The sequence below is a fragment of the Providencia sp. PROV205 genome, from assembly GCF_028479505.1.
GTDB classification, from domain to species: domain Bacteria; phylum Pseudomonadota; class Gammaproteobacteria; order Enterobacterales; family Enterobacteriaceae; genus Providencia; species Providencia huaxiensis.
Genome location: NZ_JAMPNU010000053.1, coordinates 1 through 3024 on the forward strand (window position 1 = coordinate 1; position 3024 = coordinate 3024).

Here is a 3024-nt window from a genome sequence, read left to right on the forward strand (position 1 = left end):
CGGAAATGCAAAAGGGGCTATAGTTGGTAGTCTTGCTGTTCAGTTAGCTGGGATCACACTAAACAACAATTTGATCAATGAAAAAGAATGGCAAAAAGATTCTGAGAAATACGCTCAATTATCCCGCGTGTTAGGGGGATTTGCGGGTGCAATATTCACAGGTAATGCCGGAGGGGTCTACAGTGGTGCGGACTCGGGAGAAAGTACCTTCAGGTTTAATCACTTACTTCATGAACTTGCAATGGATTTTGATGCACAAATGCAAAAATGCGGCAGTGATTTAACATGCCAATCAAATACTATCAATAAATTTGCTGCATTTAGTAATAAAAATAGCTTTAATTTAGACGATGAACTAAAAGATAATTCTTTATCCGTTCAAGAATTGAAGAAAAAGTATATTGAAAATACATTTGCATTAGCAGAACGACCTTATTGGGCAAGCTATCTCGGCTTTGATGTCATGCAGAATGATTTGGCAAAGCAATATGTTCAGTATTGGAACTCTCAAGATTTAGCTAAAATTGATACACAAACTCCCTCTTGGATAAAATTTTCATCATGGATATCAGACCCTGAAAATCAACTTCTTGTTGTGAGTGGTGGATATTTAGTAAAAGGGCTAAGTGATTTTACTATTAATTACTTTAGTCGAAACTCTTCTATAAAAACAATATCGGCGAAAGAAATTGGTATGAAATGGTATTCACAAGGAGGAGGGATCAATACTCAAGGAATGTCATGGGAGGATGCCATTGCCAAAACCTTACCAGACCGAGCTAGATTACCCAAAAACTTTAAAACATTTGACTTTTATAATGCAGAACAAAAAGTTGCGATCAGTGCTAAAAGTTTAGATACTCAAACGTTGAGCAAACTCAATGAGCCAAAACAGATCTATAATACCCTAAAAAATAATATAGATAGTGCTGTTAAATTTGACAGTTATTCATTATCAGGTACTAGCTTACGTTCCGATATGATCGCTAAACGCGAAATTTGGCTTGCTGTTCCAAATTCAACAAACAAAACACAATGGGCAGAAATTAATCGGGCCGTCTCATACGGCCAAGGTTTGGGCATTGAAGTAAAAATAACACAGGTGAAATAATGAATTTTATTAAAAATAAAGATTATTGTGCTTCAATAGTAATAACAGACAAATTTTTTTGTATAAATACAGAGTCGGGTTATGGACTAGTAACAATAGATCCTAACCACCCATCAATCATATTACCATTGGATAGTTCTAATGATGAGCTAGGAAAAAAAGTAATCCAAGCTCTTGAAAGGAGTAATACTCATCTAAACGATGAAGAATATGATAATCTTTTTAAAAAAGAGAATATGAAAAAAAAATGGGACGCTTGGCTTGAAACGTTAAAGTCAGAATATAATTATCGTTCTAAACGTCAGCTCTTAGCGAACATGCTAAATTGTTCTGTTTACCTTTTAAATAATAGAATAAAAATAACACCAACCCATCACTCAAAGCTTGAAGGTTGGGAAGGTCTAGGAGAATCTCTGCATGTCATTTTATCTCTCAATGACACATTTGATGAAATTGGTTCTGGGGTTAGGTTAGCATTAAGTCGTTGTACTTCTAAAAAATTCTAATTTTACGTTCACATATAAAAGCCATCTTATAACAAGGTGGCTTTTATTTTTAGGTATTTTTAATACTTTCATTCAAACTCAATTAACCAAAAGACAAACAACTAATCGACCCAAAATAGATGTAAAAATCACAGCAAATGTACGAAATGATCTATTCATACTTTTTTACACATATTGTGCATAGTGCACGAAACCGAAGGAAACCTATTCAAGACTCTTAATTCACTCGGACAAAGTGATATCGTGAAGCTTATCATCACTCAGTCAGCAGTAGACTCGTTGATCCGTCAAGGCGTTAAACCAGAAAATATCCGATTTACCCAAGCGGTCAGGCCACGAGAGGTTTGGGGAAAAGATACAATTCCGTTAAAAGCAATCAAAGAAACATGTGACAATTGTCAAGCTACATGGCCAACAGGAGCACATAAATGAGTACATTAGTAAATGACTGGAAACCAAGTTTTGGAACTATCTATACTTGGTTTGCTATGGATAAAAATGGAAAAATCGCGGTTGTGGTTAACAATAATTGGGGATGGTTACCTAATGCACTTCTCTCTTTGGAAAATTTTGAAGAATTGCTTGATCAATTGAATGAATATAAATGGGAAGAGTCTGCCATATTTGTAGATTACCCCGAAGATAAAAAAGGCTCGGTTATTTTAGACTTGTATTCTCATTATTTTTTTCGTTTCTTAAACACAAAGCCTGAAGTTGAGAAATACTTAAAAGATAAATTTGATAGATTAAAAGTTTGTTCGGATTATAACTTACCATTAAATAAAGGTTTTTTTATTTATCAAGCTATAGAAGGCAATAACCCTGGAGATGATTATCCTGTCGGCTATGAAGGTGAAACTAAGATGGGGGATTATTTTCGTTATTTGATGCCGACTATTTATGCTTCAATTGAAGACTTTCCTGAAGAATTGCGCCATGGAATTGCGGTATCTGATACCATTGATTTCACTGTAGACCAGTTATTTGATAACGACAAAATTAGTGAGTATTTTCCTCGTATGTACCATGGTTAAGATTATGGGCTATACGAAAAAATAAAACATGGCGAAAGTTTGGAATGTATCATAAATAACCGCCATCTTTATATAAAGATGGCGGTTATTACTGTATAAACTTCAGTCTTTAATGTTCACTCCCACTCTTTTTGGCTTACTTACCCAATAAGTGTAAGAAGAGAATATGTTTTTCGTACTGATCAAGAATATCGTGAATGATCTGCTCTTTTGCCCAGCCCACACATCGTAGTCTTGCCCACCTTTTTTTAAGTGAATTTCTTCGCGGTAATAGCGTTGTTCTTCGCTCTTCTCATCATCAGTTTCTGTACTCATACCCGCTAAGGCAAATGACGGTTGAATATAGTAACGGGGGCGAACTTCGTATAAAAAA

General features: G+C 35.0%; 3 protein-coding genes and 2 pseudogenes. 4 read left to right on the forward strand and 1 reads right to left on the reverse strand.

The window, feature by feature from the left end:
* The 4 genes and pseudogenes from PR800_RS19465 to PR800_RS19480 form a co-directional block, all read left to right on the forward strand.
* Positions 1–1111 (forward strand): annotated as a pseudogene (locus PR800_RS19465) (Contact-dependent inhibitor A); the annotation flags it as partial.
* Positions 1111–1617, forward strand: coding sequence for a contact-dependent growth inhibition system immunity protein (locus PR800_RS19470; protein WP_206276755.1), 507 nt, complete (start codon positions 1111–1113; stop codon positions 1615–1617). The pseudogene PR800_RS19465 and the gene PR800_RS19470, both read left to right, overlap by 1 nt.
* Positions 1618–1860: 243 nt before the next feature.
* Positions 1861–2049: a hypothetical protein gene (locus PR800_RS19475; RefSeq protein ID WP_206276759.1), complete on the forward strand. Its 189-nt coding sequence runs from the start codon at positions 1861–1863 to the stop codon at positions 2047–2049.
* Positions 2046–2651 carry a hypothetical protein gene (locus PR800_RS19480; protein ID WP_272531262.1) on the forward strand — a complete coding sequence of 202 codons (606 nt, stop codon included), beginning with the start codon at positions 2046–2048 and terminating at the stop codon, positions 2649–2651. The genes PR800_RS19475 and PR800_RS19480 overlap by 4 nt, the downstream gene beginning before the upstream one ends.
* A 136-nt stretch (positions 2652–2787) precedes the next feature.
* On the opposite strand, the pseudogene PR800_RS19485 reads toward PR800_RS19480, so the two are convergent.
* Positions 2788–3024, reverse strand: a pseudogene (locus PR800_RS19485) (choline transporter); the annotation flags it as partial.